Origin of the sequence: Streptomyces sp. NBC_00442 (assembly GCF_036014195.1) — a bacterium.
In the GTDB taxonomy this organism is placed as follows: Bacteria; Actinomycetota; Actinomycetes; order Streptomycetales; family Streptomycetaceae; genus Streptomyces.
This window is the reverse complement of the sequence record NZ_CP107918.1, coordinates 6,120,163-6,145,163: the sequence shown is the minus strand read 5'-3', so window position 1 is coordinate 6,145,163 and position 25,001 is coordinate 6,120,163. Positions and strand designations below refer to the sequence as shown.

Here is a 25,001-nt window from a genome sequence, read left to right as displayed (position 1 = left end):
CCCGGCTCCTCACCACACCCGCACCGACCCGCCCCGGGCGAACGCCGGGCTGGTGGCCTCGGCCGGCACCTCCTTCAGCGGCTCGGCGATCTCCGCGACCGTGGGACCGACCCGCGCCGCGACCTTGTCCAGGGCCGGCAGGTCGAAGCCGTACACGCGGGCCGCGTTGCCGCCGACCATCGCCGCGACCTCCTCGCTCGGCACGCCGGCGTACGCGATCCGCAGGCCCTCCCGGGAGAAGGGCGTGGTGCCCTCGTCGTGCGGGTAGTCGCTGCCCCACATGATCTTGTCGAGGCCGATCCGGTCGCGCAGCGGCACCTCGTGCGGCCGCATGAAGCTCGCGCCGACGAAGCAGTTCTCCCGCCACACCCGAGAGGGGCCCTTTCCCATGGACTCCGCGAGCCCCGCCCCGAACTTGGACTCCGCCGTGGACGCCTTCGTCGCGGCCGCCACGAGGCGCCCGTGGTAGTAGTCCAGCATGTCCAGGACACCGGGGATCCAGCCCGAACCCTGCTCCGTGAGCACGAGGCTGAGGGAGGGGTGCCGGTTGAAGACCCCGCCGAAGATCAGGTGCCACAGCGCCCGGTGCGAGAACCACGTCGTCTCCACCATGAACACCGCCCGCGCCGCCGGCTCCTCCCCCAGCACCGGGGACGCGGACCCCCCGTGGTGGTTGACCGGCACGCCCAGCTCCGCGCAGACCGCCCAGATCGGGTCGTACGCCTCGGAGTAGAGCTCGGGGATCCCCGAGCCGGGCGGGGCGCCCGGCAGCAGGATGCCGCCCGTCAGGCCGGCCTCCTTGGCCCGGCGGATCTCGCGCACCGCCTCCTCGACGTCGTTGAGGAGGATCTGCGCGACGCCCGCCCGGCGTCCCGGGGCCCGGTCGCAGAAGTCGGCGAGCCAGCGGTTATGGGCACGCAGTCCCGCCCAGCGCTGTTCGAACTCCGCGCGGGTGGGCGCCGGTGCCATGAGGGAGGCGGAGGGGAAGAACGGAGGGATCGTGTTGGGGAAGACGACCTCCGCGACGATGCCGTCCGCCTCCAACTCGGCGATCCTGCGGTCCGAGTTCCAGTTGCGGTCGGCGGTGTCGGCCATCAGATCCTCGTACGGATTGACGTACGAGGCCGCCCACGCGTCGAAGGCGTCGTGGTACCTGGACTCCAGGTAGGGCCGGTAGTCCAGGAGGTCGGCGCCGGCGTGGCAGTCCGCCGAGATGACGGTGTAGCGCTCGCTCACCGGTCCACCCCCAGGACGGGGAAGTCGTGTTCGGTCAGCCAGTGGCGGCCCACCTCGCGCGAGCGTGCCCAGGACGCCTCGACGGCCAACTGGTCGTCGGGCTGGCCCAGTTCGGCCGGGGTCGGACCGATCCTGCGGGCGATGGGCGCCAGCTTCGCGGTGTCGAACCCGAAGACCTCGGCCGCCGCGAGGCCGAGCATGCGCCGGGTCTCGCTCACCGGGATGTCGTGGAAGGTGTTCTTCAGCCACTCACGCGTGTGCGGCCAGGTGCCCTCCGGGTGCGGGAAGTCGGAGCCCCACAGGATGTTGTCGACGCCGATCTCGTAGCGCTGGGCCAGCTCGCGGCGCTTGGTGTTGGTGGCGCAGATGAAGATCTGCCGGTCGAGGTACTCGCTCGGCGGCCGCTTCAGCTCGGCGAAGGGCGAGAGCTTCTTGCCGCCGTGGGCGCCGAGGTAGAGGCGGTCCATGAACCAGAGCAGGTTCGGCAGCCACCAGCAACCGGACTCCGCCACACCGAACTTGAGCCCTGGGTGACGCTCGAAGACGCCCGACCACAGCAGGAACCACAGGGGCCGGGCGGGCCACCACGTCACCTCGGACACGTAGATGCCCAGGTGGTCGCCGTACTCGTGGCGCGGGGCCGCGCCCGAATGCGTCACGAGCGGCATCCCGGTCTCGGCGGCGGCCGCCCAGACGGGGTCGTAGCGGCGGTCGTGGTAGGGAGCCCGGTCCACCCACATGGACGGGATCATCAGCGCGCCGAGCCCGGACTCCTTGGCCCGGTGGATCTCGGCGACCACCCGGTCGACCTCGCCGGTGACGGGCAACAGGGCGACCCCGCAGTGCCGTTCGGGGTTCTGGCCGACGAACTCGGCGAGCCAGCGGTTGTGCGCCCGCGCGCCCGCCATGCCGAGGTCGGGGTCCTGGTCGCCGGAGAGGCCGAGGCCCACGCCGAAGGGGGCGGCGGTGCGGCTGTCGACGGCGTCCGCGTCGGGGAAGACGACCTCGCCGGCCACGCCGTCGCCGTCGAGTTCCTTGAGGCGCTGCACCGCGTCCCAACCCCCGCGCAGTCCCTGCTCGTTGTCGCTGAACCAGCGGTCGGCGAAGGCCTCGTTGCGTACGCCGAGCCGCGTCATCTCCTCGCGGCGGCGGTCGCGGCCCGCGAGGAACTCGTCGAACTCCCGGTGGAAACGGGCGTCCAGATAGGGCCGGTACTCCTCGGTGGGGAGCCCGGCGTGGCAGTCGGAGGAGATGATCAGGTACGGGTCGTTCTGCGCGTTCCGCGCTGCCGTCTCGTTCCGCACGGCCGGCTCGTTCTGCGCTTTCTTCTCGTTCTGTGCTGTCATCGCACGTCCCTCGTCAGTCCAGGATGAAGCTTTCCAGATACGCCGGGTTCGCCCGGTCGAGCATCGCCTGCGAACGGGCTCTGATCTGCCGGTCGCTGTGCTCGCTCGCGGGCAGCATCCAGAACCGGTCGGCGCGGATCCCGTCGACGACCTCGGCCGCCACGTCCTCGACCGGGGTGAACTCGATCTCCTGGCCGGCCGCCTTCATGGCCGACTCCCACTGGTCGAGGCTGCGGTACGGAGTCCTGCGCGGCCGCTCCTTGGCGAAGCGCTCGGGCCGGTTGCGGTGCGACTCCCACAGGCCGGTGCGCAGCATGTGCGGGCCGGGAAAGAGCACCGACGCGCCGATCGGGACGCCCTCGGCCTTCAGGTGCGCGTACAGGGACTCGGTCATCGTGACGACCGCCGACTTGGTGACGGCGTAGACGGATGCGGTCGGCAGCGGGGCGATGCCGCCGTCGCCGGAGGAGGTGTTGACGATCCGGCCGGGCTCGCCGCCCGCGATCATGCGGGGCACGAAGGCCTGGATGCCGTGGAAGACGCCCCACACGTTGACGGCGAAGGCCCACTTCCAGTCGTTGACCTCGTGCTCCCACATGCGGCCCTCGGCGCCGGATCCGACCCCGGCGTTGTTGCACAGCACGTGCACGGCCCCGAACGTCTCGTACGCGGCGTCCGCCAGGGCGAGCACCGAGTCGCGCTCACTGACGTCGACGGTGCGGGCCAGTACCTGCGCCCCGTCCTCGCGGAGCTGCCCGGCCGCCTTCTCCAGGGCGCCCTCCTCGACGTCGGCGAGGACCACCTTGAGGCCTTCGGCGGCGAACCTCCGGGCCATCGCCAGCCCGATCCCGCTCGCCGCGCCGGTGACGACGGCGACCTGCCCCTGCCCGAGCTCCATGGTCACACGCTCCCCTCGGGCGGCCCGTCGAGGATCTGCTGGGGGTCGTCGTAGCGCTGGTGGATGTAGGGCAACAGGGTCTGGGCGCTGACCCGTTCGGCCACCGTGCCCTTCTGGTCGGTGGTCTTCTCGCCGATGGTGATCTCGACGAGGCGGCGCACCGGAAGGTCGGCGACGGGGTCGTACATCGACTCGCGCAGCACCACATCGCCGGTGATCTTCTCCAGCTTGCGCACCTTCTCGTTGCGTACGCAGTGGACGAGAACGGGGTCGGCGTCGAAGCCCTCGCCGTCGACGGCCGGCAGGAACTTGAAGTAGAAGTCGGTCCTGCGCGTCGGCTCGGGCAGCGGCAGCGGCCCGTCCACGGCGCCCCGCACCTCGACGAACGCGATCCCGTGCCGGGCGAGCGAGGCCCGCACGACCAGGCCGTCGCGCTCGACGTCCACCTCGCCGAGCTTCTTCGGCTCGCCGAACACCTCGCGCCCGCCGATCAGGGCCCGCTCGTGCGTCATCGGCATCACCAGCGGATACCAGCCCTCCTGCCCGTCGTGCACGGCGGCGACCGCCACCGAGCCGGCGCCGAGCGGATAGCCGGGCAGGTCCACCTTGCTGATGTTGGCCCGCACCAGCGGGCGCTCGGCGGGCTTGAGCGGCGGCGGCAGGACCGCCGCGACCGCGTCGGGGTCGCTCTCCCAGAGCGCCACCACGCCGGTCGACCAGATGTCGGGGAGCTTGGAACTCGCGGTGCGCGCGGCCTGGATCTCGGCCTCGGTGCGCGCCCCGTACCGTACGCGTGCCATGTCGTACCACCCTTCGCCGGCTGTTCCACGCGGTCATTTCCGGGGGTCTGTAACACAGTTACACCGACGGCGATGAAGGGTAAAGGCCCGTGCGGGCACCGAAATTGAGGGGGCATCAGATATGGCGCGTGAGTCGCTCACCCGGGAGGAGGTCCTGATCGCGGCCGGATCCCTGGTCAGGCAGCACGGGCCGGCCGCCCTGACCATGCGCAAACTCGCCGCCGAGCTCGGCACCGCCGTCACCTCGATCTACTGGCACGTCGGCAACCGCGAGTCGCTCCTGGACGCGCTCGTCGAGCGGACCGTCGAGGAGCTGGGCGAGATCGCACCGCGCGGGCGCACCCCGGCCGCGCGCGTGGTGTCCGTGGCCCGTACCCTGCGCCGCGAGCTGCGCGCCCGCCCCCATCTGATCGCGATGGTCCACGAACGCGGCCTGACCGAGCGGATGTTCCTGCCCGCGCAGCAGGCGCTGGTCCTCGAGATGCACGCCGCGGGCCTGCGCGGCGCCCGCGCGGCCCAGGCGGTGCGGGCCGTGCAGTTCCAGGTGGTGGGGTACGTCCTGGTCGAACGCAACCGCGAGCGCGCCCCGCGGCAGCGCCCGGCCGAGGAGGAGCTGTGGCACGCCGCGACATCCGGGCAGGATCCCTCCCTCGCCCGCGCGCTGGCCGCGCCGGTGGATCAGGAGCGGCTGTTCACGGATTCGGTGCGGGCCCTGGTGGACGGGCTGCTGAGGGGCCGGGACACGTAGGCGCCGAGGGGCCGGGACGCATGGCCGCCGAAGGGCCGGGGCGCGTAGGCACCGTGGTGCCGGGACACATGGGCGCGGCCGGGGCGAAGCCGCCCCGGGGCGCCGGGCGGTGTGGCTCGGGCCTCACCGGGCCACCCGCGCGGGTGGCTCCCGGGCCACGGACGAGGGGCACATATCGCTTGTTCCGGGCGCCAGTTGAGGGATGCGGCCCGGGGTGGCCCGCGTTCGGGCGCTCCGTCCCGGCCACGGGCGCGGACCGGGCTGTCAGTGCGGCCCCGTATTCTCTGTGACCATGCTCGACGACCTGACGACAGCAGCGACGTGGCCGGCCGCCTACCCACCGGGGTACGCGGTCGTCGACGTGGAGACCACCGGCCTCGCCCGCGACGACCGGATAATCTCGGCTGCCGTCTACCGGCTCGACGCGCAGGGCAACGTCGAGGACCACTGGTACACGCTGGTCAACCCCGAGCGCGACCCGGGCCCGGTGTGGATCCACGGGCTGACCAGTGATGTGCTCGAAGGCGCCCCGCTCTTCCCCGAGGTCGCCGAGGAGTTCGCGGCGCGGCTCGACGGCCGGGTCCTCGTCGCGCACAACGCGATCTTCGACTGGCAGATGATCGCGCGGGAGTACGCGCGGGCCGCGCGCACCGCGCCCGTCAAGCAACGGCTGTGCACCATCGCCCTCTCCAAGGAACTGGCGCTCCCGCTGCCCAACCACAAACTGGAATCGCTCGCCGCGCACTACGGCGTCGTGCAGCAGCGCGCCCACCACGCGCTCGACGACGCACGGGTGCTCGCCGAGGCGTTCCGGCCGAGCCTGCACGCGGCGGCCGCCGGCGGGGTGCGGCTCCCGCTGCTCGAATGCCGGCCGCTCACCGAGTGGACGGACACACCGGCCACGCCGCGCATCGGCTACCAGGCCTCGTACCGGGGCGGATCGGGCGGATCGGGCACCTGGCGGGCCTCGCGCAAACGGCCGGCCTGCCCGCACCCCAACCCCGGGCGCTACGAGCCGGACCGGCCGCTGAAGCAGGGCATGCGGGTCGCGTTCTCCGGGGACACCTCCGTCGACCGGGAGCTCCTGGAGGACCGGGCCGTCGAGGCCGGGCTCCACGTGGCGACGAGCGTCTCGCGCCTCACCAGCCTGCTCGTCACCAACGACCCCGATTCGGCCACCTCCAAGACGGTCAAGGCCAAGTCCTTCGGCACGCCCGTCGTCGACGAGGCCGCCTTCACCCAGTTGCTCCGGGACGTGACACCGGCAGACGGGTGAGTGCAGGGCGCGGCGCCCACCGCGCGCGCCGGGCACCCTTCACCCTGTGGCGCATGGCACGTTGCGAGGTCTGCGGAAACGACTACGGGATGTCCTTCGAGGTACATGCGCAGGGCGCGGTACACGTATTCGATTGCTTCTCGTGCGCCATCCACCGCATGGCGCCCATCTGTGAACACTGCCGGGTCCAGATCATCGGCCAGGGGGTCGAGGTCGAGGGCGCGTGGTTCTGCGGGGCGCACTGCGCCCGCGCGGAAGGGAAGGCGGGCATCGTCGACAAGGTCTGACCGGGCTCCCGTCCCGCCCGGATTTCCCCCCACCCCACTCAGCGCACCCCGTGGCCCGAGTTGTACGGTCATGGGGTGTACCGCTTCCTGTTGTCCCGGCAGTGGGTGCTCGTCACCCTTCTGGCCCTGGCCCTCATCCCCACGATGATCGAGCTGGGCTTCTGGCAGCTGCACCGCCACGAGCACAAGGTGGCCCAGAACACGCTGATCGCCGACAACCTGAAGGCCCAGCCGGTCGCGGTGGGCGAGCTCACCTCGCCGGGCCACACCGTCCCGCGGTCGGACTACTGGCGCAAGGTCAGCGCCACCGGTACCTGGGACACCGCGCACGAGGTCGTCGTGCGGCGCAGGACCGCGGCCGACGGCCGGGTCGGCTACCACGTGCTCACCCCGTTCGTCCTCGACGACGGCCCCACCGTGCTGGTCAACCGCGGCTGGATCGCCGACAACGGCAACCAGACGGACTTCCCGAAGATCCCGGCGCCGCCCCACGGCAAGGTCACCATCACCGGACGTCTGATGGCCGACCAGACCACCGCGGCCAGCGGCATCAAGGACGTCAAGGGTCTGCCGCCCCGCCAGGTCATGCTGATCAGCAGCGCCCAGCAGGCCAAGGCGCTCGGCCGTCCGGTGCTCGGCGGATACATCGAGCAGACCGCGCCCGAACCGCCCGGCGACTCCCCCGAACTGATTCCCGCCCCCGACGACAGCTCCATCGGCCCGCACATGGCGTACGCCGTTCAGTGGTGGCTGTTCTCCGCCGCGGTGCCGGTCGGCTGGTTCATCCTCGTACGGCGTGAGCGGCAGGACCGGGAGGCCGCGAAGGCCGAGCCCGCGGTGGTGCCGGAGCACGCGGCGGCGTAGGGCGACGTGGCAGCGCGGGCGCGCTCTGCTTAGCAATTTGCCTGGCCGGGAACACGCCATGGCGTGACCCAACGTACACAGCGCATCGAGGACTACGCCCTCATCGGCGACCTGCAGACCGCCGCCCTCGTCGGCCGCGACGGATCCGTCGACTGGCTCTGCCTGCCCCGCTTCGACTCCGCCGCCTGCTTCGCGGCACTGCTCGGCGACGAGGACAACGGCCACTGGCGGATCGCCCCCGTCGAGGCCGGCCACACGGGCCAGTGCTCCCGGCGCGTCTACGCGGACGACTCGCTCGTCCTCGAAACCCACTGGGAGACCAGCACCGGCACGGTGAAGGTCATCGACTTCATGCCGCAACGCGATCTCGCACCCGATGTCGTGCGCATCGTGGAGGGCATCAGCGGCACCGTCGAGATGGGCTCCGTGCTGCGGCTCCGTTTCGACCACGGCCATGTGGTGCCCTGGATGCGGCGCTCGGACGGGCACCGTGTCGCGGTCGCGGGACCCGACTCGGCGTGGCTGCGCAGCGAACCCGAGGTCAAGACGTGGGGCCAGGACATGAGCACCCGCTCCTCGTTCACGGTCGGCAAGGGCGAGAAGGTCGCCTTCGTCCTCACCTGGCACGCCTCGCACGAGCCGCGTCCCGACCTCATCGACCCCTACGAGGCCCTGGAGCAGTCTCTCGCCGACTGGCGGGAATGGGCGGGGCACTGCCGCTACCAGGGCCCCTACCGGGACGCCGTGATGCGCTCCCTCATCACCCTCAAGGCCCTCACCTACGCGCCCACCGGCGGCATCGTGGCGGCGCCCACCACCTCGCTGCCCGAGGAGATCGGCGGCGTCCGCAACTGGGACTACCGTTACTGCTGGCTGCGCGATTCCACCCTCACCCTCGAAGCGCTGCTCTCCGCGGGCTATCTGGACGAGGCCGCCCAATGGCGGGACTGGCTGCTCCGCGCCGTCGCCGGCGACCCGGCGGACCTCCAGATCATGTACGGGATCGCCGGCGAACGGAGGCTGCCCGAGAGTGAACTGCCATGGCTGAAAGGACACTTCGGCTCCGCGCCGGTCCGGATCGGCAACGCGGCCGTCGACCAGCTCCAGCTCGATGTGTACGGGGAGGTCGTCGACTCGCTGTACCTGGCGCGCCGGGCCGGCCTCAAGAGCGAGGCGCACGCCTGGAACATCCAGCTCGCCCTGCTCGGCTTCCTCGAAGAGCGGTGGCGCGAACCGGACGAGGGCCTGTGGGAGGTGCGCGGGCCGCGCCGGCACTTCGTGCACTCCAAGGTGATGGCGTGGGTGGCCGCGGACCGCGCGGTGCGCACCCTGGAGGAGGAGCCCACCCTGCGCGGCGACGCCGACCGCTGGCGGCGGATGCGGGACGCGGTGCACAAGGAGGTGTGCGAGAAGGGTTTCGACCCGGTCCGCAACACCTTCACGCAGGCGTACGGCTCCGCGGAGCTGGACGCGGCGACCCTGCTCATCCCCCACGTCGGTTTTCTGCCCGCGGACGACCCCCGCGTGGTCGGCACCGTCGAGGCGATCCACGCGGAGCTGGGCCAGGGCGGGTTCGTGCGCCGCTACAGCACCGACGGCGCGACCGAGGACGTCGACGGTCTGCCGGGCGACGAGGGCACCTTCCTCGTGTGCTCGTTCTGGATGGCGGACGCGCTGCGCCTGATCGGCCGGGTGAAGGAGGCGCGGGAGATGTTCGAGCGGCTCCTCACCCTCCGCAACGACGTGGGGCTGCTCGCCGAGGAGTACGACCCGGTGGCCGGCCGGCACCTCGGCAACTTCCCGCAGGCCTTCAGCCACATCGGACTGGTCGCCACCGCCTGCGCGCTGGAGCCGGACTGCGGCGACGAGGCAGGATAGGCCCATGGATCTTGGACTGAAGGACCGCGTGTACGTGGTCACCGGCGCGTCCCGGGGCCTCGGCCTCGCCGCCGCCCGTGCGCTCGTCGCGGACGGCGCGAAGGCGGTCATCACCGGCCGCGACGAGAAGACGCTGAAGGAGGCGGCCGCCGAACTCGGACCCGGCGCGCTCCCGGTGACCTCCGACAACGCCGACCCGGCGGCGGCGGGACGTCTGATCGCCGCCGCCCGCGAGCACTTCGGACGCTTCGACGGCGTCCTGATCAGCGTGGGCGGCCCGGCGCCGGGCTTCGTCGCCGACAACACCGACGAGCAGTGGCAGTCGGCCTTCGAGTCGGTGTTCCTGGGCGCGGTCCGCATCGCCCGCGCCGCCGCCGGGGAACTCGACGACGGCGGGGTGATCGGCTTCGTGCTCTCCGGCTCCGTGCACGAGCCGATCCCGGGCCTCACCCTCTCCAACGGGCTGCGCCCCGGGCTCGCCGGCTTCGCCAAGTCGCTCGCCGACGAGCTGGGGCCCCGCGGCATCCGTGTCGTGGGGCTGCTCCCGGCCCGTATCGACACGGACCGGGTCCGCCAGCTGGACGAGCTGTCCGGGGACGCGGAGGCGACCCGCGCGGCCAACGAGGCGAAGATCCCGCTGCGCCGCTACGGCACCCCGCAGGAGTTCGGCAGCGCGGCGGCCTTCCTGCTCTCGCCCGCCGCCTCGTACCTCACCGGCATCATGCTTCCGGTGGACGGCGGGGCGCGGCACGGTTTCTGACGCGCCCCGCCGTCCCGGCCGCCCCGCGCGATCGGGGGCGGCCGGGATCTCGCCGGGATCTTTCTGGGGTACGGCCCCCGGCGGGCGGACCGGGAGCCGTCAGCCGCAGCGCCAGGTCGTCGGGAACGTCCGGTACACGTCGTAGTCGCGGACGCTGCCGCCCAGCGTGCCGTCGTTCGCGGAGACCGCGACGCGTATCTCCGCACCGGTCAGCGAGGCGGTCTCCTTGCCGAACTGCCAGACACCGGTCACCAGCGGTTCGTCCAAGGTGCCTCCGGGCTCGAAGCCGACGGACTGGCCGGTGCTGTTGACCGAGTAGAGCAGCCCGCTCTTCTCGGGTCGCACCATCGAACCGTCCTTGTCCCACAGGATGCCCGCGCCCCGCCCGTCGGCCGGCGATGCCGATCCGGCCACCCGGCCCTGGGAGACGGCGTCGCCCCTCACCCTGGTGCTGCCCTGCGGAGCGGCCAGCTTGCGGGCGCTTCCCGCCCGCCAGAGGTAGACGGCGTTGGGGTCGGTCCCGTTGCCCACCGGGTAGGAGTTGACCAGCACGGTGCCGTCCTGGTCGATGCCGACCGCTCGGCTCGATCCGGCCGTCGGCAGCCCGCCGGTCACCTTCACCACGGTGCCGGGAGCCGAGGCGGGCCACAGGATCGCGATGCTGGGGCCGCCTGAGCCGTAGCCCCAGCCCACGATGTCACCGGCGTCGTTGATCGCCGTGGGGAAGGCGGACTGGATGCCGGACGGCAGGGGCAGGGCCTCCAGCTTGCCGTCGCGCGAGCGGAAGGCGTGCGCCTTGGAGTTGTCGCGGTCGATGGTGTTGCCGACCAGCGTTCCGGACCGGTTGACACCCGAGACGGTCATGGTGGCGGTCAGGCCGGGGAGGTCGCCGTAGTCGATGACCTTGCCGCCGCTCCAACGGACGGCGTGATAGGTGGACGCGTTGTACACCCGCCCGGCGAATCCGCTGCCGCTGTCGGCCGCGCCGATCTCGCCCTCGGTCATTCCGGCGGGCAGCGGCAGCTTCGTGGGAGTACAGGTCGCGGGGGCCGCGGCCGCGGCCGTACCCGGAGCCATGAGGGCGGAGGCCGTGCCCACCGCGAGGACCGTGAGGACCGTCGTCACATGTCGGGACCACATACGAAAACCAGCTCCTTGGCAGCGTGAGAAATTGCCTCACCGTCGCCGGAGGAACTGACAGCTCGCTGACGGGTTGCCCCGACGCGGAACGTCCCGCGCTCCGTGCGGGCGCGGGACGTGGTGCGACGGGACGGGGCTCGCGCCCTCAACTCACGCGCCGCGCCCGGTGCTTGACCGCCCGTAGCCGGACCTCGGCGGGCAGCTCCGCGAGCCCCGCGGAGTCGCGGGCGTGAGCCAGCGCCTCTCCGTCGAGGCGGGCCAGAGCGACCGCGGGCTGGGCGTGCGGCTCAAGGAGCAGCGCCACGCGCGCGGCCGGGGCGGTCCGCCGTCCGGCGAGGACGACCTGGGCCCGCGCCACCCCGTCCAGCCTCTCCGCCTCGCCCGCGAGGGCCGCCTCCAGGGCCCGGCCCCGCAGCAGCGCGCCCTCTCCGTCACCGGAGTCCACCAGGATCTCCGCGAGGCGGGCCCTGCGCAGCTGCGCGAACAGCCACCACAGGGCGAGCAGCACGAGGAGCGCCAGGACGGCGATCACGACCGGCCACCACCAGCCCTGATCGTGCCAGTGGTCGCGGCGGGAGCGGCTCAGGAGCACGTCGTGCTTGGTGCCCCAGGGCCACCACGACGGCACGGCGAGGCCGAAACCCGCGGCGAGGACCGCGCCGCCCGCGAGGAACAGCACGAGGCCGGCGAGGCCGAGCACCACCCGGTTGACCGTTCGCAGCATGGCTCAGCCCTTCCGTGCCGGGCGGCTCACACGGACCGCGAGACCGGGCGGCCCCGCGAGGCCGAGCTCCCTGATCCCGGTGCCGAGCGCCGCGTCCAAGTCGGCCCGTACGTCGTCGAGTTCACGAAAGTGCGAGTGGGCGCGCACGACGACGCGGCGACGGCCCATGCGGACCCGGGCCGACTGGATGCCGGCCACCTCCATGGCCCGGTCGCGCAGCACGAGCGCCGCCGCGGCCCGGTCGAGCCCGGCGTGCACGGCCGGCGAGGGCCGCCGCATCGGCAGGATGCTGCGCAGCCCCGGCGTCAGGGCGAGCACCACGAGCCAGACGCCGATGAGCGCCACGGCGGCCGCGCCGGCGAGAACCGCCACGTCGTCGACGGGGTGGGCCGCCAGCCAGTCGGTGAGTCTCACCCGCCAGCGCATGGCGGAGTGGTGGGCGCGCACCGCGGCCACGTCGTAGAGGAAGAGCCCGGCCGCGGCCAGGATCACCAGGGCGAGCAGGCCGGCCGGGACCCGGCGGGCCGACCAGAAGCGGCCCGCCCTGCCTTCGCCGTCGGCAAGCACCGGCACCGCGTCGTAACCGGCGGCCGAGACGGCCTGGTCGAGACCGGATGCGGGGGCGGCCTCGTCGCCCTGCTCGATCACGGGCAGCCGCTGGGTGCCGCCTTCGCCTTCCTGCGGGTGGCTCATCGGATCCTCCCCCGGTCCGCCGTGCGCGCGTCCGCCGTGTGCAGACGCTCGATCTGCACCGCCACTTCGGGAACTTCCATCCCCGCCAACGCCCTTACCCGCTCGGCCACTTGGCGACGCACCGCGCGGCACTGGCCGCCGAGGTCACCGGGGTAGCCGAGCTCGACACTGACCCGGACCCGGGCGGAATCCTGGTGCACGGCGACATCAGCGCGTGGCGGCGCACCGCCGTCGGGCACCTCGGTGAGCGCCTCCCGCGCCGCCTGCGCGGCGATCTTCGCCACGACCCGGTCGGCGATCTTGGTGGCGCCCCGCTCTGCGGGCTCGATCCGTCCGGCCACCGCCATGGGTCAGCGCCGCCGGTCGCCGCGGTCGCGCGGGCGGAAGAAGTCGCCGGGTTCGAGGTCACCGTCCAGGAAGCGGCCCGCCACGAATCCGATCGCGCCCAGCGCCGCGACCAGCAGGAACGCCCCGAAGCCGCCGAAGTATCCGGCGAAGCCGAGTGCCATGCCGGCCATCAACCCAACCACCGCCATGCTCATGCTGAACTCCTCGGTCCCATGAGTCCGACCCGTCAGTAGTCCGTAGTGGTCCGTGCGGAGAGAGAACCGTGCCCGTGCGGAGAAGTACGGAGAAGTGAAGTACGGAGAAGTACGGCCCCGGGGAGGGGCCGGTGGAGCTGGTCGCGGCCGCTGCGGGCCACGTGTCGGTCTGTGCGGCCGCTCGGGGCCGGCGCGGGCTGCGCGGGTTCGTGCGGCCCGGTTGGGCCACACGGGTCACTGGAGCCGGGACTCCGGCTCCTCGTCATCGTCGTCGTCGGGCAGCTTGACGTCGCTCACCGCGATGTTGACCTCGACGACTTCGAGCCCGGTCATCCGCTCCACGGCGGAGATCACGTTCTCGCGGACGTCGCGGGCCACGTCCGCGATGGACACGCCGTAGTCGACGACGATTTCGAGGTCGAGCGCGGTCTGTACCTCGCCCACCTCGGCCTTCACGCCGCGGGTGACGCCCGACTTGCCGCCCGGCACCCGGTCTCTGACCGCGCCGAACGTGCGGGAGAGCCCGCTGCCCATGGCGTGGACACCCACGACGTCACGGGCCGCGAGGCCGGCGATCTTCTCGACCACGCCGTCGGCGATCGTGGTGCGGCCGCGCCCCGCCGGGTCGCCGCCGCCCCGCTTGACGGTGGACGGCTTCCCCGCGTGTTCGACCGCCCCTGTGGACGGCTCGTTCGCGGGTGCACCGGGCCGGTTGCGCTGTTCGCTTTCGCTCATGACCGTTCGTCCCTTCGCCCTTGGACTCCAATGCCCACATTAAGCGCGGTTGCCCCGACTCGCGCCCTCGATGCGGCAGGCTGGGGGCATGACGGGTGATGGATGGAGTGCGGCGGTACGTCGTCGACTGGGACTGGGCCGGCTGCTCGCCCTCGGCGATCGCGAGGACGGGGCGTGGATCACGGAGCGGGCCGCGGTGTCGGTGCTCGGGGCCGCGGCGGCGGCGGTGCCGGGCTGCGCCGTGACGTCCTTGCGGCTCGCCCCGGCCGATCCCGGAGCACCGGCGGAACCGGCGGTCCCCGCACCGCCGTCCGCGCTAGGCCCCGGCCCGCTCCGCGTCGTGGCGGAGCTCGCGGTGCTCGGCGGCAGGCCGCTGCCGGAGCTCGCGGCGGCCGTGCGGGAAGCGCTGTTCACGGCGGCGCGGGGCGGGCTCGGGCTCGTCGTGTCGGACGTCGACGTCGAGGTGACGGCGCTCCTGGACGAGCTGCCGGATCCCCCGGACGGCGGTCCCCCGCCCGGCCCAGCGGACCAGCCGGCCTCGGCGACCGCGGCGGCCGCGCTCACCACGCCGGGCGTGGCCCGGCTGACGGCCGAGCTGGGCCCGCCCGTCCAGACGACCGAGGGCCATCTCCGCGTCGAACTGGCCACGGCCCCGCCCCACAACCCCCTGGAGGTCGCACGGGCGGTCCGCGTGGCGGTGGGCCGCGCAGCGCCCGAGGCGGATTCGGTGGCGGTACTGATCACCTGGGCAGGCTGAACCCGGGCGGCGTGGGCCGAGCGGGGGGCCGGTCGGATGACGCCCCGCCAGGTCCCCGCTCAGTCCGAGAGCCCTGCCAGGTCGCGCAGGCGGCGGGCCTGGGCGGCCCGCTCGGCCAGGCGCTGCTCCTCGTAGCTCCGCCCCGCGGCACCCCGCAGCAGTGCCTTCGTCTCGACCACCGCGTCGCGCGGCGCGGCGAGCAGCGCGCCCGCCAGGTCCTGTACCGCGGAGTCGAGTTCGTCCGCGGGCACGGCGAGGTTGGCGAGGCCGACGCGCTCGGCCTCCTCCGCCCCGACGAAGCGTCCCGTCGCACAGATTTCGAGCGCGCGGGCGTATCCGACGAGCCCGACGAGCGGATGCGTGCCGGTGAGGTCGGGGACGAGGCCGAGACCGGTCTCGCGCATGGCGAACTGCACGTCCTGCGCGACGACCCGGAGGTCGCAGGCGAGGGCCAGCTGGAAGCCGGCACCGATCGCGTGCCCCTGGACGGCCGCGATCGACACGATGTCGTTGCGGCGCCACCAGGTGAACGCCTCCTGGTACTCGGCGATCACCGCGTCGAGCTCCTGATCGGAGCCGCGCGCGAGATCGATGAACGAGGGCTCGCCGTCGAAGCCCTCGGGAGTGAAGGCCTGGCGGTCGAGGCCGGCGGAGAAGGACTTGCCTTCCCCGCGCAGCACGACGACGCGGACACTGCCCGGAAGCGACCGTCCGGCCTCCGCCAACGCCCGCCACAGAGCGGGAGACTGAGCGTTGCGCTTGGCCGGATTGGTCAGGGTCACCGTGGCGACCGCGTCATCGACGGAGAGCCGAACACCGTCCTTGTCGAATACGTCGAGTGCGGATGCGGGCGTAGCCATGGAGCGCCTCCGGGTGCGTGGCCGTCAGTGAACAACCGCCTCGGCGGTCATTAAGTGACTGCACAGTAACCACCCGGTCGGCCGCTGAGCCGACCGGGTGGCCACCACCGCAACCGGTGGGCCACAGGAGCTGCCCGGGACCGCCTCGTCAGGCCGAGGCGGCCTTCTTGCCCCGTGTCGCTCCGCCGCGTCCACGGAGAATGACCCCGGACTCGCTGAGCATCCGGTGGACGAACCCGTAGGACCGGCCGGTTTCCTCGGCCAGCGCCCGGATGCTCGCACCGGAGTCGTACTTCTTCTTCAGGTCTGCCGCGAGCTTGTCGCGCGCGGCGCCGGTAACCCGGCTGCCCTTCTTCAGAGTCTCGGCCACCCGTGCCTCCTCATGGGAAGTGCGCTCTGGACTTCTCATGATCACCCCTCTCGCGCTTCCTGGCCACCCATTCGGCAAGGTCCGTGCAACAAGCTTGGGGGCGCGTACGGCGGCCGGGCAGGGCGGAATATCGCATTCCACCTGCGCTTGGACATATCCCGGCCCGAAAGTCGAGATGAAGCGCCAGGTCAGCGCTGTGTTCCGGGTCACACACGGAAAAAGGCCCGCCCCACAAGGGGCGGACCGTGATCCCGCGCACGACACACCGGGGTACGAGACGCACTCACTCAGATTGAGGATCACGCGTAAGCCGAATGATCCATAGGAAGTGGATCAGTGGATGGATCATGCGCGGCGGCCGGGCCGGAGCCACCCCCGAGCCCCGGTCAGGCGAGCGCGACCAGGTCCGCGTAGTCCGGGCCCCACAGGTCCTCCACGCCGTCCGGCAGCAGGATGATCCGCTCCGGCTGGAGCGCCTCGACGGCGCCCTCGTCGTGGGTGACCAGGACGACCGCGCCCTTGTACGTACGCAGCGCTCCGAGGATCTCCTCGCGGCTCGCCGGGTCGAGGTTGTTGGTGGGCTCGTCGAGCAGCAGCACGTTGGCGGACGACACCACGAGCGTGGCCAGGGCCAGACGGGTCTTCTCGCCGCCGGAGAGGACCCCGGCCGGCTTGTCGACGTCGTCGCCGGAGAAGAGGAACGAGCCGAGCGTCTTGCGCACCTCGACGAGGTCCAGGTCGGGCGCGGAGGAGCGCATGTTCTCCAGGACCGTGCGGTTCGGGTCCAGCGTCTCGTGCTCCTGGGCGTAGTAGCCCATCTTGAGCCCGTGCCCCGGGGTGACCTCGCCGGTGTCCGCCTTCTCGGCGCCGGCGAGCAGCCGCAGCAGGGTCGTCTTGCCGGCGCCGTTGAGGCCCAGGATGACGACGCGGGAGCCCTTGTCGATGGCCAGGTCGACGTCGGTGAAGATTTCGAGGGAGCCGTACGACTTCGACAGGCCCTCCGCCGTCAGCGGCGTCTTGCCGCAGGGCGCGGGCTCGGGGAAACGCAGCTTGGCGACCTTGTCGGAGACGCGGACCGCCTCCAGGCCGGAAAGGAGGCGCTCGGCGCGCTTGGCCATGTTCTGCGCGGCGACGGTCTTGGTGGCCTTGGCGCGCATCTTGTCGGCCTGCGAGTTGAGGGCCGCGGCCTTCTTCTCGGCGTTCTGGCGCTCGCGCTTGCGGCGCTTCTCGTCGGCCTCGCGCTGCTGCTGGTACAGCTTCCAGCCCATGTTGTAGACATCGATCTGCGCGCGGTTGGCGTCCAGGTAGAAGACCTTGTTGACGACCGTCTCGACGAGGTCGACGTCGTGGGAGATCACGATGAAGCCGCCGCGGTACGTCTTGAGGTAGTCCCGCAGCCAGACGATGGAGTCGGCGTCGAGGTGGTTGGTCGGCTCGTCGAGGAGCAGGGTGTCGGCGTCCGAGAAGAGGATGCGGGCGAGCTCGATGCGGCGGCGCTGACCGCCGGAGAGGGTGTGCAGCGGCTGGCCGAGCACCCGGTCGGGCAGGCCCAGCGCGGCGGCGATGGTGGCGGCCTCGGCCTCGGCGGCGTATCCGCCCTTGGTGAGGAACTCGGTCTCCAGGCGCTCGTACTTCTTCATCGCCTTCTCGCGTGTGGCGCCCTTGCCGTTCGCCATGCGCTCCTCGTTCTCGCGCATCTTGCGCAGGACTTCGTCGAGGCCGCGGGCGGACAGGACGCGGTCGCGGGCGAGCACGTCGAGGTCGCCGGTGCGCGGGTCCTGCGGCAGATAGCCGACCTCGCCCGAGCGCGTGATGGTGCCGGCGGCGGGGATGCCCTCGCCGGCCAGGCACTTGGTGAGGGTGGTCTTGCCCGCTCCGTTGCGGCCGACCAGACCGATGCGGTCGCCCTTGGCGACACGGAAGGATGCGGACTCGATGAGGACTCGGGCGCCGGCGCGCAGCTCGATGCCGGTGGCGGTGATCACGGAAAGACTCCAGGCGGTATGGACGGCGGACGGGACGGCAAGAGGCGCCGCGCGAAGCGCGTCCTTGAGAGGGCGGTGTCGGGCGACGGCAGGGCGTGGAGGTCGACGCCGCCTAATGCACAAGGAGAATTGCCATGGGGTCAATTCTAACTGGGCGGTGCAACCCGGTTTCCGCCACCGTCCGCACGCCCCTCACCCGGGAGGCCGTTGCCCAGCGGGGTGCGCCCCTCGGTGATCTCGCCGAGTGCGTCGACCGCGGCCAGGGCCCGGCTCCACGCACCCCGGTCCCGGCAGGGCCGCGCGATCAGCAGAACGCCTCGGGTGTGCGCGGTGCGCGCGGGGTCGAAGGCGCATCCGTCGCGGGCGGTCAGCAGCCAGCGCAGGTCGCCGTCGGCGGCCCGGAAGGCGCTGACGCGCCCGGGGGCGACGACGGCGAGCATGCGGGCGCCGGGGTCGAGCGCCTGGAGCACCCCGGCCGCGCGCTCGGGCCGCCCCGCCAGCCAGCCGGCCAGCCCCGGCACCGCCCGGTGCCAGCGGACCCGGCGGTGAGCGGTGTCCGTGCCCGTGTCCCCGTCGGCGCCCCTGCCCCTGGCGGTGTCGGTGTCGGTGTCGGTGTCGGTGACCATGCCGTCGGCCCACAGGGCGAAGGCGTGCCCGGGGGCCCGGCGCAGCGCGAGCGGCCGACTGCCACGTCTGCCGTACGCCCACTGCCGCGCGCCGGTGCCGCTGTCGTACGCCTCGACGACCGCACCCCTGATCCGTACCGCCGTACGCCCCGCGGCGGGTGCGGCGAACGTTTCGAAGCGGTCGCCGTACGGGGTCTGGCGGGTGTGCTGCGCCGCGGTGACCAGCGGCAGGGCTAGTACGGCGGCGACTGCGGTCAGTGCGAGGCGAGTCCGGTCCATGACGCGCAGAGCGTATCGGCCGAAGCAACAAAACGGGCGTAGCGCAATGAACGGGACGATACTCTGGGTGACCTCTTTGATACGCGGGGTGGCCCCGGGCGGACCGCCCCTCGGGCGGCCCCGGTGGAACACAGGGTGGTGCGCCCATGCAGTTCGACGACGACGCCGATCTGGACACGTCGGAGGTCGACGACGCGCGCGGCGGAGGCCGGATCCCGGGCGGCCGGGCCACGATCGGGGGCGGGATCGTCGGCGTCATCGCGCTGCTCCTCGGCCTCTTCTTCGGCGTGGGACCCGAGCAGCTGGGGCTCTCGTCGGGCGACACCGCGCCGGGCGCGAGTTCGTCGTCGCAGGCACAGGTCGCCCAGAGCTGCCGTACCGGCTCGGACGCCAACACCAAGGAGGACTGCCGGATCGTCGCGGTGGTCAACAGCGTCCAGGACTACTGGGGTCAGGAGTTCCCGCGCCGCGGCGGCAGGTACTCCCCCGCCCGCACGGTGTTCTTCACCGGGCGGGTCAACACCGCGTGCGGAACGGCCACGTCGGCGGTCGGGCCCTTCTACTGCCCCGGCGACCGGCAGGTCTACCTCGACCTGGGCTTCTTCGACGAACTGCGGACGAAGTTCGGTTCGAGCGGCGGCCCCTTCGCCCAGGCGTACGTGGTGGCGCACGAGTACGGCCACCACATCCAGAACCTGATGGGCACCCTGCAGAAGTCACAGGACGGCCGGCAGGGCGCGGACAGCAACGCGGTGCGGGTGGAGCTCCAGGCCGACTGCTACGCCGGGGTGTGGGCGCGGCACGCGACGACGACGCCCGACAAGTCGACCGGCCGCCCGCTCATCACCCGGCTCACCGACCAGGACATCAAGGACGGCCTGGACGCGGCGGCCGCGGTCGGCGACGACCGCATCCAGGAGAAGTTCCAGGGCCGGGTCACCCCGGAGACCTGGACCCACGGCTCGGCGCAGCAGCGCCAGCAGTGGTTCTACACCGGCTACCAGAACGGCGACATGGGCCGCTGCAACACCTTCGCACGTTGAGTTCCGGCACCGGATGGCGTTGTCGGTGCCGGGTGCGAGACTGAGATCCAGGTCACGGTCAGCGGCCTGAACGGGGAAGGAGTGATCGGCATGAGCGTGTGTCCGGCGATTCTCTACAACGACGCGAAAGCGGCGATCCGCCAGCTCAAGGACGCCTTCGGCTTCACCGAGGTGTGTGCGTACGAGGCGGAGGACGGCAGCGTGATGCACGCCGAGCTGTCCTACGGCACGGGCGTCGTGATGCTCGGCTCCAAGGGCCGTGACGGACTGTTCGCCCGGACGATGGCCGACGCGGGCCCGGCCGGCGTCTACGTGGTCGTGACGGATGTGGACGCGCATCACCAGCGCGCCGTCGAGCACGGAGTGGAGATCTTGATGGAGCCGACCGATCAGGACTACGGCTCGCGGGACTACATGGCGAGGGACGCGGAGGGCAATGTGTGGAGCTTCGGCACATACGCTCCGGGCGGCGGTGCGTGACGAGCGCGTCGCCGGTGTCCACCAGGCAGCCGGGCAGCGGGAGTTGAGGGCGTAGGACGTCCCGCCCCCGGGGGCGGGCGGGGGCGCCGCTACGCGCGTCGCTACACGGAACCGGTGTGGACTTGGAAGGCCGCGCGCCGGACCGCCTTGGCCAGGGCGGGGTCGGGGTGCGCCGCCGCGAGGGCGACCAGGACCTGCACGGTGCGGGGATGACCGACGGCCCGCACCTCGTCGAGCAGCGCGGGCACCGTGCCCTGCACCGCCGAGTCGAGGTGGCGTACGAGCAGTTCGGCCTCGCCGTGGTCGGCGACGGCGGCGGCGGTGTCGACCCAGAGCCACGTGGACTCCTCCCGGGACAGGACACCGAGCACGTCCTCGGGGTCGCCGCCCTCGTGCTCGGCGAGCCACAGCAGGGCGTAGGGGCGCAGGCAGGTTTCCGTGACGGCGGCGCGCACCCCGGGCTCGGCGGGCGCGCCCACGGCGCGCAGCGCCTCGAAGGCGAGGCCGCGCAGCAGGGCGTCGTCGCCCCGGGCGACGTCGAGGAGTTCGGTGACCGCGCTGCCCACGGTGCGGGCCGCGATCCAGGCGCGGTACTCGGCGCGGGCCGGGCCCGGGGTGAGGCCGGCGCAGCCGCGCAGCATGGCCTCGGCGGGCTGCTCGATGTTCCCGGCCGGGCTCTGTGCCGCGACACAGATCTGCTCCAGCTTGACCCAGACCGCCCAGTTGCCGAGCGGCGTCAGGGTGGCCTGACCCTCGCCCAGTACCAGCGCGCCGACGGCCGCAAGGCCGGCCAGGGCCCAGTCCAGGAGGTGGGCGAGGCGCGGCGGCAGGGCGGCGGGCTCGGGCAGGGACGCCGGGTCGGGCAGCGGGCCGTAGGGGACCTCGCAGCGCTCTTCGCGCAGTTCGGCGACGCGCTGTTCGAGGAGGTCGAGCAGGGCCGGCACGAGGACGGGTCCGTTGGAGAGCTGGAGGAGGGAGAGCACCTGGGGGACGGCCTCGACGACCTCGGCGACCGCCGTGGGGGCGATGTCGTCCGGGGCGGGATGGACGAGGGACCACGCGTCGAAGAGGGCGACCCAGCCGCGCAGGACGGCCGCGTCGTCGCGGTCCCAGGCGCGCAGCCGCCAGCCGGGACGCACCGTCGCGCCGTGCAGCTCGACGAGGCCCGCCAGGCGCGCCCGGTCCCAGGCCGCGCGTACCTGACCCGGGGTCAGGCCCAGCGCGGTGGCGGCCCGCTCGGCCACCGGCGGGGGAAGCGGGCCCGGCCGGCCGGCGCCGGCGCCGCGGGCGCGCTCGGCATCGGTCCAGCGGGCGACGCGCTCGGCGTCGGCGAGCACCGCTCTGGCCTGGCGGGCCAGTTCGCCTGCGGCCGGGGTGCCCGCGGGGGGCCGGGGCGCCGACCGGGTGCGCCGGTCGGACACGGCCCTGCGGGCTGCGGCGAGGGGCCGGGCCTGCATCGGGTGCGGAGCGCGGACAAGCCGCAGTCTGGAGTCGCGCGGCAACTTCTCTTCAGGCTTCCGGGACGTCACGCATGCAGTCTTCCCGCTCACTGCCCGAAAGCCCAAACGGAATCGGCCACGCACACCGCGTCCGGGCCCCCGGGGTGGCCGGTGATCCCGGGGCCGGGCCCCGGCGAGAACGCGGGCCCGCTCACCGCCCGAACGTCAAGCGGAATCGGCCGTGGCCGGCGCATCGGGAGTGCCCCGGACGGCCCGGGGTCAAGGGGCCGCGCTCGCGGGAGCAGACCCCCGCCACCTGTCCGCGGGCCCAAGCGGAATCGGTGGCGCCGGAGCCGACCGGGCGGGCGGGGGTCACATGAGGGGGGTGAGGAAGCGGCGCAGGGTTTCTTCGTAACCGGCCGGGTCGGCATTCCACATCGAGGCGTGCGGTGCGTCCGGGACGGTGTGCAGGCTGACCAGCTCCGGGCGCCGGGCGGCGAGCCGGCGGGAGGGACCCCAGGGGGCGAGCGTGTCGTCGGGGCCGTGGAAGAGCAGCGTCGGTACGCGCAGGGCCTTGGGGTCGACGGCTTCCCTGAGCCGGTCGCCGTGGAGGCCGGTGCGGCCCTGGGCGGCACGGACGGCGAGCGGCAGCAGCGCGCCCGGGGTTCCGTGGGCGGAGGCGAGGGCGCGCAGCGTGAACTCCCAGTCGAGGACCGGCGAGTCGAGGACGATGCCGCTGATGCGGTCGCGCTGCGCGCAGTGCGCGGCGGCGTGCAGGGCCATCGTGGCGCCGGTGGACCAGCCGTGCAGGACCACCTGGCGGGCCCCCGAGCGCAGGGCGAAGCGGATGGCCGCGTCGAGGTCGCGCCACTCGGAGTCGCCGAGGTGGCCGAGGCCGTCCGGGGAGCGGGGCGCGCCCGCGTCGCCGCGGTAGGAGAGCGCGAGCACCGGGAGCTGCTGGCGGTGCAGGAACTCCAGCACGTTCAGGGGGTGTTCGCGGGTGGTGCCGAGGCCGTGCACGGCGATCACCCAGGTGGTGCGCGGGGCGGGTACCAGCCAGGCGGGCAGCGGTCCGAGTTCGGCCGGGATCTCGACGTCCCGGTACGCGATGCCGAGGGCGGTGCCCGGGGTGCCGTGGTGCACCTGGGGCGTGAGGGCGACCCGCTCCCCTGCCGCGAGGACACCGTGGGTGACCCGCTCCAGGCGCCGTACGACCGTGTCGGCGGTGTGCGGTGCCCGGTCGAGGACGTCGCCGACGACGGCGTGGACACCGTCGCCCTCCAGACCGTAGGTCCCGGGCCGCAGCGCCGTGAACGAGCGGGTCAGGGTGATGGTGCCGGGCTCCGTGGCGTGCACGGTGAGCCGGCGGTCGGCGGGCAGCGGACGGCCTGGCGACGCCTTGAGGGCGGCGTCGCTGGCGTAGCGTCCGGCGACGACGGCTGCCGCGCCGACGCCGATGAGTGTGGTGACGGCCGCTGCCGTCTTCGTAGCGGGGCGCACCTGCCCAGTGTCGGGGCGAAGTGGCCCCGGTGCCAGTGGGCGGGGCCCGTCGAGGCCGCCGATCACCGGGTCAGCCGATCACCGGGTCAGAGGAGTCCGGCGGTGGCCGGGCGGGCCGCCGGCCCCGTGCGGGACGGGCCCGGCAGTGGCCGCGCCGGCCCCGGGCTCAGGGCTGCCCGTAGCCGCTCAGCCGCTGGGCCGCCTCGTCGAGCTGGGCGGGGCTGAGCAGGGACGGGGCGCGGCCGGGCAGTGCGGCGGCGGTGAGCCAGAGCCGGCACATCCATTCCAGTTGGGCGGTGCGGTCGTAGGCCTGGGCGAGACCGGCTCCGTAGGTGACGGTGCCGTGGTTCTGCAGGAGGCACCCGGTGCGGCCCTCCAGGGCCGCCAGCATGTTCTCGGCCAGCTCCTCGCTTCCGTACACGGCGTACGGCGCGACACGGACCGGACCGCCGAGCGCGGCCGCCATGTAGTGGATCAGGGGCAGTTCGGGCACCAGGGTGGACACGGCGGTGGCGTGCACGGCGTGGGTGTGGACGACGGCGAGGGCGTCGGTGGTGCGGTACACGGCGAGGTGCATCGGGAGTTCGCTCGTGGGCCGCAGCGCGCCCATGACCTGGCGGCCTTCGAGGTCGACGGCGACGGTGTCGGCGGGCCCGAGCCGGTCGTAGGGGACACCGGTCGGGGTGACGAGGACCAGCTCGCCGACCCGCACGGACACATTGCCCGACGTGCCGACGACCAGCCCTTGCGCCGCGGACCTGCGCGCGGTGTCGACCAGTTCGGCCCATGCCCCGGCGGTGGCCGCCTCGTTGTCGCTCATGAGGCTGATCCTGCCAGGGCGGGCGCGCCGGGGGTACGGGCCGGGGAGCGATCGTCCACTAGCCTCGGAACGTTTGGGTCCGTACACCGCAATTCGGGGGAAATCCATGGCTCGCGACCTCGGTCCGCTCACCCGCCGGATCCGCGCGCGGGCCGCGCTCGGGGTGTGCGTGGCGGCCCTGGCGCTGGGCGGTACGGCGCTCACCGCGCTGACGTCGCCGCCCGGCGCCTCGGCGCAGGACAAGCCGGCCGGCCACGACGTCTCCTCGCACCAGAAGAACGTCGACTGGGCCGCCGCGAAGAGCCGCGGCGCCACCTTCGTGTACGTGAAGGCCACCGAGTCGACGTCGTACCGCAATCCCTACTTCGGGCAGCAGTACGACGGCGCCCGGCGGGCGGGCCTGGTCCGGGGGGCCTACCACTTCGCGGTGCCCGACCAGTCCTCGGGCCGGGCGCAGGCCGACTTCTTCGCGGCGAACGGGGGCGGCTGGCGGAGCGACGGCTGGACCCTGCCGCCCGCGGTCGACCTGGAGCACAATCCGTACGGCAAGGACGCCAAGGGCGGCAGCGGCGACACCTGCTACGGGCTGAGCCCGGCCGAGATGACCGCCTGGGTGGCCGGGTTCAGCGACCAGATGCGGCTGCGCACCGGCCGCCGTCCGGCCATCTACACGACGACGGCCTGGTGGAACCGGTGCACCGGCAACAGCAGGGCCTTCGCCGCCGAGCATCCCCTGTGGCTGGCCCGGTACGCCACCACGCCCGGCGCGCTGCCGGCGGGCTGGTCGTACTGGACGGTGTGGCAACACGCCAACGGGAGCGGACGCCTGCCGGGTGACCAGAATCTCTTCAATGGGACTTTTGCGCAGTTGAAGCGGTTCGCGGCCGGGCGCTGAACGGCCTGTGCCCGCCGAGG

General features: G+C 72.9%; 27 protein-coding genes. 10 read left to right on the top strand and 17 right to left on the bottom strand.

Annotation, left to right across the window (positions count from 1 at the left end; translation table 11 throughout):
* Positions 1–9 precede the first annotated feature (9 nt).
* From OG432_RS27530 to OG432_RS27515, 4 genes are read right to left on the bottom strand one after another with little or no spacing between them, the layout of a single operon-like run.
* Entirely contained in the window at positions 10–1,236 is a 1,227-nt protein-coding gene (locus OG432_RS27530) for an amidohydrolase family protein (RefSeq protein WP_328313654.1), read from the bottom strand.
* The gene (locus OG432_RS27525; protein ID WP_328313653.1) at positions 1,233–2,582 is read right to left on the bottom strand and encodes an amidohydrolase family protein; all 1,350 of its coding nucleotides are present in this window, start codon (positions 2,580–2,582) and stop codon (positions 1,233–1,235) included. The genes OG432_RS27530 and OG432_RS27525 overlap by 4 nt, the downstream gene beginning before the upstream one ends.
* 13 nt (positions 2,583–2,595) lie before the next feature.
* Positions 2,596–3,480, bottom strand: a complete 885-nt coding sequence (locus tag OG432_RS27520; RefSeq protein WP_328313652.1) for an SDR family NAD(P)-dependent oxidoreductase — start codon at positions 3,478–3,480, stop codon at positions 2,596–2,598.
* Positions 3,481–3,482: 2 nt separating this feature from the next.
* Positions 3,483–4,280, bottom strand: a complete 798-nt coding sequence (locus OG432_RS27515; protein ID WP_328313651.1) for an acetoacetate decarboxylase family protein — start codon at positions 4,278–4,280, stop codon at positions 3,483–3,485.
* 121 nt (positions 4,281–4,401) lie between these two features.
* On the opposite strand from OG432_RS27515, the gene OG432_RS27510 reads away from it, so the two are divergent.
* From OG432_RS27510 to OG432_RS27485, 6 genes are all read left to right on the top strand, one after another.
* Positions 4,402–5,028, top strand: coding sequence for a TetR/AcrR family transcriptional regulator (locus OG432_RS27510; RefSeq protein ID WP_328313650.1), 627 nt, complete (start codon positions 4,402–4,404; stop codon positions 5,026–5,028).
* Positions 5,029–5,314: 286 nt separating this feature from the next.
* Entirely contained in the window at positions 5,315–6,304 is a 990-nt protein-coding gene (locus tag OG432_RS27505; protein ID WP_328313649.1) for a DEDDh family exonuclease, read from the top strand.
* Positions 6,305–6,357: 53 nt separating this feature from the next.
* Positions 6,358–6,591 carry a hypothetical protein gene (locus OG432_RS27500; RefSeq protein WP_328313648.1) on the top strand — a complete coding sequence of 78 codons (234 nt, stop codon included), beginning with the start codon at positions 6,358–6,360 and terminating at the stop codon, positions 6,589–6,591.
* Positions 6,592–6,666: 75 nt separating this feature from the next.
* On the top strand, positions 6,667–7,455 hold the full coding sequence (locus OG432_RS27495; protein ID WP_328313647.1) for an SURF1 family cytochrome oxidase biogenesis protein: 789 nt from the start codon (positions 6,667–6,669) through the stop codon (positions 7,453–7,455).
* A 63-nt stretch (positions 7,456–7,518) separates the two neighbouring features.
* Positions 7,519–9,333 carry a glycoside hydrolase family 15 protein gene (locus OG432_RS27490; RefSeq protein ID WP_328313646.1) on the top strand — a complete coding sequence of 605 codons (1,815 nt, stop codon included), beginning with the start codon at positions 7,519–7,521 and terminating at the stop codon, positions 9,331–9,333.
* Between the two features lie 4 nt (positions 9,334–9,337).
* Complete coding sequence (locus OG432_RS27485; RefSeq protein ID WP_328313645.1) at positions 9,338–10,093, top strand: SDR family oxidoreductase; 756 nt, start codon at positions 9,338–9,340, stop codon at positions 10,091–10,093.
* Positions 10,094–10,192: 99 nt separating this feature from the next.
* On the opposite strand, the gene OG432_RS27480 is transcribed toward OG432_RS27485, so the two are convergent.
* The 6 genes from OG432_RS27480 to OG432_RS27455 all read right to left on the bottom strand — a co-directional run bounded on the left by OG432_RS27480 (position 10,193) and on the right by OG432_RS27455 (position 13,927).
* On the bottom strand, positions 10,193–11,233 hold the full coding sequence (locus OG432_RS27480) for a hypothetical protein (RefSeq protein ID WP_328313644.1): 1,041 nt from the start codon (positions 11,231–11,233) through the stop codon (positions 10,193–10,195).
* 145 nt (positions 11,234–11,378) lie between these two features.
* Entirely contained in the window at positions 11,379–11,957 is a 579-nt protein-coding gene (amaP, locus tag OG432_RS27475; protein ID WP_328313643.1) for an alkaline shock response membrane anchor protein AmaP, read from the bottom strand.
* A 3-nt stretch (positions 11,958–11,960) separates the two neighbouring features.
* On the bottom strand, positions 11,961–12,650 hold the full coding sequence (locus tag OG432_RS27470) for a DUF6286 domain-containing protein (protein WP_328313642.1): 690 nt from the start codon (positions 12,648–12,650) through the stop codon (positions 11,961–11,963).
* A complete protein-coding gene (locus OG432_RS27465) occupies positions 12,647–12,997 on the bottom strand; it encodes an iron-sulfur cluster assembly protein (RefSeq protein WP_328313641.1) in 351 nt (116 codons plus the stop codon). The genes OG432_RS27470 and OG432_RS27465 overlap by 4 nt, the downstream gene beginning before the upstream one ends.
* Before the next feature lie 3 nt (positions 12,998–13,000).
* Positions 13,001–13,192 (bottom strand): hypothetical protein, encoded by a 192-nt coding sequence (locus OG432_RS27460; protein WP_328313640.1) that lies wholly within the window; start codon positions 13,190–13,192, stop codon positions 13,001–13,003.
* Between the two features lie 234 nt (positions 13,193–13,426).
* The gene (locus OG432_RS27455; protein WP_328313639.1) at positions 13,427–13,927 is read right to left on the bottom strand and encodes an Asp23/Gls24 family envelope stress response protein; all 501 of its coding nucleotides are present in this window, start codon (positions 13,925–13,927) and stop codon (positions 13,427–13,429) included.
* A gap of 88 nt (positions 13,928–14,015) precedes the next feature.
* Between OG432_RS27455 and OG432_RS27450 the strand changes: the two genes are divergently transcribed.
* Complete coding sequence (locus OG432_RS27450; RefSeq protein WP_328313638.1) at positions 14,016–14,684, top strand: hypothetical protein; 669 nt, start codon at positions 14,016–14,018, stop codon at positions 14,682–14,684.
* A gap of 59 nt (positions 14,685–14,743) precedes the next feature.
* On the opposite strand, the gene OG432_RS27445 is transcribed toward OG432_RS27450, so the two are convergent.
* From OG432_RS27445 to OG432_RS27430, 4 genes are all read right to left on the bottom strand, one after another.
* Positions 14,744–15,544, bottom strand: coding sequence for an enoyl-CoA hydratase/isomerase family protein (locus tag OG432_RS27445; protein ID WP_328313637.1), 801 nt, complete (start codon positions 15,542–15,544; stop codon positions 14,744–14,746).
* Positions 15,545–15,692: 148 nt separating this feature from the next.
* The gene (locus OG432_RS27440) at positions 15,693–15,914 is read right to left on the bottom strand and encodes a helix-turn-helix domain-containing protein (protein ID WP_030163146.1); all 222 of its coding nucleotides are present in this window, start codon (positions 15,912–15,914) and stop codon (positions 15,693–15,695) included.
* Between the two features lie 386 nt (positions 15,915–16,300).
* The gene (locus OG432_RS27435) at positions 16,301–17,899 is read right to left on the bottom strand and encodes an ABC-F family ATP-binding cassette domain-containing protein (RefSeq protein ID WP_328313636.1); all 1,599 of its coding nucleotides are present in this window, start codon (positions 17,897–17,899) and stop codon (positions 16,301–16,303) included.
* Between the two features lie 146 nt (positions 17,900–18,045).
* Positions 18,046–18,804 carry a hypothetical protein gene (locus tag OG432_RS27430; protein WP_328313635.1) on the bottom strand — a complete coding sequence of 253 codons (759 nt, stop codon included), beginning with the start codon at positions 18,802–18,804 and terminating at the stop codon, positions 18,046–18,048.
* 146 nt (positions 18,805–18,950) lie between these two features.
* Here OG432_RS27430 and ypfJ point away from each other — a divergent pair, with 146 nt between their 5' ends.
* Entirely contained in the window at positions 18,951–19,847 is an 897-nt protein-coding gene (gene ypfJ, locus OG432_RS27425) for a KPN_02809 family neutral zinc metallopeptidase (protein ID WP_328313634.1), read from the top strand.
* A 90-nt stretch (positions 19,848–19,937) separates the two neighbouring features.
* Entirely contained in the window at positions 19,938–20,327 is a 390-nt protein-coding gene (locus tag OG432_RS27420; RefSeq protein WP_328313633.1) for a VOC family protein, read from the top strand.
* A gap of 101 nt (positions 20,328–20,428) precedes the next feature.
* Here OG432_RS27420 and OG432_RS27415 read toward each other — a convergent pair whose 3' ends face one another.
* From OG432_RS27415 to OG432_RS27405, 3 genes are all read right to left on the bottom strand, one after another.
* The gene (locus tag OG432_RS27415) at positions 20,429–21,784 is read right to left on the bottom strand and encodes a hypothetical protein (RefSeq protein WP_328315263.1); all 1,356 of its coding nucleotides are present in this window, start codon (positions 21,782–21,784) and stop codon (positions 20,429–20,431) included.
* A gap of 354 nt (positions 21,785–22,138) precedes the next feature.
* A complete protein-coding gene (locus OG432_RS27410; RefSeq protein WP_328313632.1) occupies positions 22,139–23,266 on the bottom strand; it encodes an alpha/beta hydrolase in 1,128 nt (375 codons plus the stop codon).
* Between the two features lie 166 nt (positions 23,267–23,432).
* Positions 23,433–24,086, bottom strand: coding sequence for a class II aldolase/adducin family protein (locus OG432_RS27405; RefSeq protein ID WP_328313631.1), 654 nt, complete (start codon positions 24,084–24,086; stop codon positions 23,433–23,435).
* A 106-nt stretch (positions 24,087–24,192) separates the two neighbouring features.
* Here OG432_RS27405 and OG432_RS27400 point away from each other — a divergent pair, with 106 nt between their 5' ends.
* A complete protein-coding gene (locus OG432_RS27400; protein ID WP_328313630.1) occupies positions 24,193–24,981 on the top strand; it encodes a lysozyme in 789 nt (262 codons plus the stop codon).
* The last annotated feature ends 20 nt before the right edge of the window (positions 24,982–25,001 follow it).